This is a genomic window from Mesorhizobium sp. M7A.F.Ca.CA.001.04.2.1 (assembly GCF_003998485.1).
GTDB lineage: Bacteria > Pseudomonadota > Alphaproteobacteria > Rhizobiales > Rhizobiaceae > Mesorhizobium > Mesorhizobium ciceri.
This window is the reverse complement of the sequence record NZ_RZQT01000234.1, coordinates 1-4,629: the sequence shown is the minus strand read 5'-3', so window position 1 is coordinate 4,629 and position 4,629 is coordinate 1. Positions and strand designations below refer to the sequence as shown.

4 protein-coding genes are annotated in these 4,629 nt (G+C 64.7%); all 4 read right to left on the bottom strand.

What is annotated here, in order from left to right:
• Window positions 1-9 precede the first annotated feature (9 nt).
• Window positions 10-1,116 (bottom strand): glycosyltransferase family A protein, encoded by a 1,107-nt coding sequence (locus EN955_RS33760; RefSeq protein WP_024501682.1) that lies wholly within the window; start codon window positions 1,114-1,116, stop codon window positions 10-12.
• Window positions 1,113-2,282, bottom strand: coding sequence for an acyltransferase (locus EN955_RS33755; RefSeq protein WP_024501681.1), 1,170 nt, complete (start codon window positions 2,280-2,282; stop codon window positions 1,113-1,115). Before EN955_RS33755 ends, EN955_RS33760 begins: the two co-directional genes overlap by 4 nt.
• 571 nt (window positions 2,283-2,853) lie before the next feature.
• Window positions 2,854-4,095 (bottom strand): ATP-binding protein, encoded by a 1,242-nt coding sequence (locus tag EN955_RS33750; RefSeq protein ID WP_024501680.1) that lies wholly within the window; start codon window positions 4,093-4,095, stop codon window positions 2,854-2,856.
• Window positions 4,092-4,629 (bottom strand): response regulator transcription factor (locus EN955_RS33745; protein WP_164769959.1); only part of this gene is annotated, 538 nt, incomplete at its 5' end. The genes EN955_RS33750 and EN955_RS33745, both read right to left, overlap by 4 nt.

Below are 4,629 nucleotides of genomic sequence, written 5' to 3'. Positions count from 1 at the left end.
GATCATGCCTCAGCCCGCCTGATAAGGTGCCAGAACCGCCGCGGCGGGCGCAGATTTGAAGAAGTATGCCATGGCATCGGCCTGCCTGGCGGCCGACAGCGAAGCGAGGCTGAGCCAGGGCGCCCAGGCGCCGGGCCGCAGGGCATATTGTTCGCGGCGCCGGATGACGTTCCATTTCGCGGTCCGCGTCAGCAATTCATGCGTCAGCGCGGGCTGGTTTTCGTCGGCGACGAGCTGGTAGAGGAAATAGAACAGGTTCAGCGCGCCGGCCTCGAAGCTCGGCCGCGTCGCCGCCGGCAGCGAGGAAATCTCCTCCTCCAGCGCGACGATGAAGTCGGCCGCACGGGCCACGGTGCCGTGGCCGACCGCATCGCCAATGTCGCGCAGGTCCCGCGTGGCCTGCGCCAGGCCCTCGCGCTCGAGGTTCTCGGCCACGATCCGCAAATGCGTCCTGCGCATCTCCTTGACGTGCCGGCTCGTCACGCTTGCCTGATGGACGCGGTAGACGACCAGGTTTTCGGGCATCATGGCTGCCGGGTAACGGCCGGCCAGCCGCCTGAAAAGATCGAAGTCCTCGGCATGCCGGTAGGCCTGGTCATAGTGCAGGACGCTGTCGTCGATGACCTTCCTGTTGTAGACGACCGTCGGGTGCATGAAGATCGTGAAGAACATCGCCAATACGGGGATGCGGCCGAACTGGAAGACCGGATCGGGCCTGCCCCTGGCGATGCGGCCGCGGATCAACATGTCGACGCCGGCGCCGCAGAAGCCCAGTTCGGGCCGCCGCTCGAACAGCGCCACCTGGCGCGACAAACGCCAGGGATAGGCGACGTCGTCGGCGTCCATCCGCGCGACCAGTTCGCCCCGGGCGATCGCCAGCCCTTCGTTGAGCGTCGCGACAAGGCCACGGTTTTCGCGCGAGATGATCGAAATGCGGCTGTCGGCCTTTTGGCATCGCTCGAGTATCTCGAGCGAATTGTCGGTCGAACCGTCATCGATCGCGATGATCTCCAGGCGACTGTGATCCTGCCGCAGGATGCTTCCCAGCGCGGTGGCGAGATAGGGACCGGCATTGTAGACCGGCAACAGGACGGAGACGAGCGGTGCGGCGGTCATCGTCTGGCATCCGTGCGCTGGAGTTCGAGCGCCGGTGTGCGGCCATCGGGCGATCCGCCAGCCGCCGTCGCGAGCCAGCCGCCATGGCTGCCCTGTGCGGAGCGGGTGCGCGCGACATAGGGGAAGTGGCGCTTCAGGCTGTTGAGCGGCCTCTCGAAAACCACCCAGGAAATCGAGGCCGCGACAATCGTGGCGGCGCTCGCAACCAGGAAACGCCCTGGCCCTTGCTCCGAGACGTTGAGCGGAATCCAGGGTTGCGCCTTGACGGCGAGCGACAGCAATATCGGATGATAGAGATAGACGCCGTAGCTGATGCGGCCGAGGCCAAGCAGCGGCGGCAGTTCGGCAAGCTTTCCCAAAGTGCCGCCAAGGCCGCGCGAACAGGCTGCGACGATGACCATCAGCGGCACCAGCGGCAGGACTTGCCGCACCAGCCAATGGGTCCATTCGAGCATCGGATCGGCGGGCGCAGGCACAAACCACTCGATGACAAGGAATGCGGCCGCGAAGGCAGGCCAGCTGAGCCGCATCCAGTGCGGCAGGGCCGCGCCCCTGGATCGCCAGCAGGCAAGCAGCGCGCCCGTCGCCAGCGCATCCATGGATGCCGGCGGCAGCAGGTCGCGCGCCAGCGTCGTGTTGGCGGTGAGCGGCCAGTAAAAGCGATAGGCCAGCGACAGTGCGATGACGCCGATGCAGATCTGTTCGAAGCGGCGGCGCGGGGCCAGCAGGACGACCAGCGGCCAGGCAAGATAGAACTGCTCCTCGATGCTCAGGCTCCAGAAATGGCACAGCACCCAAGGGTTCCAGTCATTGCGCAGCGCATACCAGAAATTCGACAGGTAAAGCGCATGCCAGACCAGCGATCCCCTGGATTGGTCCAGGTCGACCAGCCAGACGAAACCCAGGACGGCGAAATAGGGCGGAAATATCCGCAAGCCTCGCCTGATATAGAAGGATCGCAGCGCGGGACCGGTCTCGAATTCGGCGGCCGAACGCGCTTCCAGGAGCAGGCGCGTGATCAGGAAGCCGCTCAGCACGAAGAACAGCCGCACGCCGATATGGCCCCAGAATGAAGATCCTCCAGCGGCGAAGAAATGGGAATACAACACCATCGTCACGGCGATGGCTCTCAACGCATCCAGTTGGATGTCGCGGGCGCTTCCCATCAGCGGCATCCGCCAGCGTGATGGCCGCGACCAAGCCGCCAGCCGGCCGTTTCGAGCGGCAGGCCAAGGCGGGCGAGACCCGCCAGAGCGCAGGCATCGTCAAACCTACGCTCGAAATCGACGGACGGGTAGCTCAAGCTGGTCAACCTGGCGGGATCCTCCACGGCGCATATCCAGTCGCAAACGAGTCCCCCAGGAGATCGTTCGGCTACGGCATTGTGCGGCGCAACACAAAAAATCTACCCAGCTGAAATACTTATGTGAGCAAGTGCTAAAAAATTGAGAAAACCGAGCGTTTCTCGTCAATTCTGGCGATTTTTCTCAGACCTTAAACGCTGTGGTTTAAATTTTGCCGATGTTCCCGCCTCGGTTGATTTGCGATCTCGTGGCTTGACAGCCTAGTTCTTTGTTAGACCACAGGAAATTCCGTAATCTATATTTTGTCTATATGGATCCGGCCCTGGCTCCGTGAAGAAATGATTTGGAACCATTAGCTTTGCGCGGTGCAGCATCGTCTCTGTTTTTCGTCGTTGCCACGCGCAACGCCCATTACTCGGCTGACCGCCAACCCTCACACCGCGTCGAACACCACCGTCTGCTCCAGCCCGCCGCCCCGGCGGTTTTCCAGTGTTACCGTGCCTCCGTAGCGCTCGATGATTTCCTTGGCGATGGCGAGGCCAAGACCAGCTCCGGGGATCGATTGCAGGCGGCCGGGGTCGACGCGGAAAAAGGGCTCGAACGCCTTGTTCAGGAGTTCCGGGGGGATGCCCGGCCCATGGTCCGATATGGTCAGCACGGCGCGATTGTGGGCCGCGGCCAGGTCGATGCGGCACGCCTTGCCATGGGTGGCGGCGTTGACGATCAGGTTGCGCAAGGCGCGGCGCAGGCCGAGCGCGCCGGCGCGCACGCAAACCTTTTCCAGGTGCCCGATCGAGACGGCATGGCCGAGCGACACCATCTCGGCTTCGATATCGCGCACCGTCTTTGCCAGGTCCACCGCTTCGACGGCGTCCTGGTTGACCTCTTCGCGCACCAGGCGGATGGCGCTGTCGGCGATGCGATCGAGTTCGTCGAGGTCGTGAAGCCATTTGTCGCGTTCGTCGTCCAGGAATTCGGCGCGCAGCCGCATGCGCGTCATCGGCGTGCGCAGATCATGGCCGGCGGCCGCGACCAGCCGCATGCGGCTTTCCATGGCGGTCCGCAGCCGCGACGAGAGCTGGTTCAGCGCATGCGCGGTGGCCTTGACCTCGGCCGAACCCACTTCCGGCACCGTCGCCAGCACGCCGTCCGATCCGATCTTGGAGACGGCGGCCTCCAGCATTTCGAGCGGTCGGATCAGCACCGAGGTGAAATAGACCGATACCGCCGTGGCGCCGGCGACGATCAGCGAGATCCAGCCGGCCAGAACCAGCCATTCTCGCCGCGGCGGCTTGAGGTGCGGCACTTCAATGATCGCCCATCGGCTGTCGGGCAGGTGCATCGATGCGATCTGGCCGGGTTCGTCCGTCTTCTCGTTGACGACCGCGGGAAAGTCGAGGCCACGGCGGTGCAGGATGTCATTGAGCATCGCCGTTTCCGCACGAGCCACCTTGCCGCCCGCCGGATGATCGGCGAATTGAACCCGCAGGACGTCGGGGATCGGCCCCGGCAAGAGCCGCACCACCAGTTCCATTTGTTGGGCAATCCAGGGCACGGTCAGTTCCGGCGGCGGTCCGCCGCCGCGCACGCTGATGACGGCGGCCGTCGCCAGGCCGACGACGCCGACGATCGAGGCGACCAACAGCAGGATGAGACGGCGGCGCAGCGAATTCACGCGTGGCTCTCCACGGTCTCGACACGCGCCGTGAGCTGGTAGCCGCCATTGCGCACGGTCTTGAACAGCGGCCCGTCGCCGGTGTCGGAAAATTTGCGGCGCAGCCGGCTCACCAGCACATCGACCGAGCGTTCCAGCGGATCGCGTTCGCGGCCCTGCGTCAGGTCGAGAAGCTGGTCGCGCGACAAAAGCCGGCCGGGACGGTCGAGAAACACCTGCAAAAGATCGAACTCGGCGCCGGTGAGGTCGACGGCCACGCCTCGCGCATCCGTCACCTTGCGGGTCTCCGGTTCCAGCCTGTAACTGGCAAAGCGGTAGATGCGCGCGCGCGGCGGCGCGGGCGCCTCCTCGGGCGTCGAGCGCCTGAGCACGGCGCGGATGCGGGCAATGAGCTCACGCGGGTTGAACGGCTTGCCGAGATAGTCGTCGGCGCCGAGTTCCAGGCCGATGATGCGGTCGACATCTTCCTTCAGCGCGGTCAGCAGGATGATCGGGGTGTGCGGCTTGCGGTCGCGCAAACCGCGGCAGACATCG